This is a genomic window from Mycobacterium parascrofulaceum ATCC BAA-614 (assembly GCF_000164135.1).
GTDB lineage: Bacteria > Actinomycetota > Actinomycetes > Mycobacteriales > Mycobacteriaceae > Mycobacterium > Mycobacterium parascrofulaceum.
The window spans coordinates 1-731 of sequence record NZ_GG770650.1 but is presented as its reverse complement, the minus strand read 5'-3'; the positions used below and the strand labels follow the sequence as shown (position 1 = coordinate 731).

Genomic DNA, 731 nt, shown 5'->3' with positions numbered 1-731 from the left:
ACCGGTCGGGCCCCCACCCGATTAGGCTGCGATCCCTGCTGACGGCAAATCAGGTGAGCGGCGACGGACCCGGTGGCCACCGAGGTGGCCAATCCGGTCGGTGCGCCCGTCGCGCCGCCCCCCGATCGACCGGAAGAAAAAATGGGGGCCCGGCCACCCCGTGCGCCTACGTGGGCGAGGTGGCCGGGTCCTTGGGCGTGTTAGGCCGCGGGATAGTCGGCGGCGGTGGGGTCAGCTTTGTGGCGCTCACCGTCGGCGAAGACGGCGATTGCGGTCTGGTGGACCCGCCTGAGGCTGTCGATCATCGACAGGATTGCGGTGCGATCACGCAGTTGCCAGGTGATCGGCCCGGTGTACACGTCCACCCAGTGGACCGTGGCGGTTTTGAGTTTGTTGAGCGCGGATTGGGCCACCACGGCATACGCCGGGGCCCGGGTCCATTCGACGGCGACCGCGGTGCGCGCCGCGAACTCCTGTGCGGGCGCGGCGGCGGCGGGGATCTCGGCGGGTACGTGGACCATGTGGCCGCGGGCGGCGACAAAGGCTTCGAGCAGGCCTTGGGCGGTCTGGCAGTTGTAGAGGCTCATGTGGATGCAGTCCAGGGTGATTGCGATGCGGGCGTCGGGGGTGCGGGCGTGGTGCACGCTGATGTCGGGATGGAGTTGGCCTTTGACAGCGACGGTGGTGTGGGTGATCAGTCCTGCCGGGGTGAGGTGGGTGGCGGCTGGGTA

1 protein-coding gene is annotated in these 731 nt (G+C 69.1%); it reads right to left on the bottom strand.

Going from position 1 to position 731, the window contains the following annotated elements; translation table 11 throughout:
* Window positions 1–200: 200 nt before the first annotated feature.
* Window positions 201–731, bottom strand: a 531-nt coding sequence (locus tag HMPREF0591_RS30065; protein WP_007172671.1) for a hypothetical protein, incomplete at its 5' end; no start/stop codon positions are given.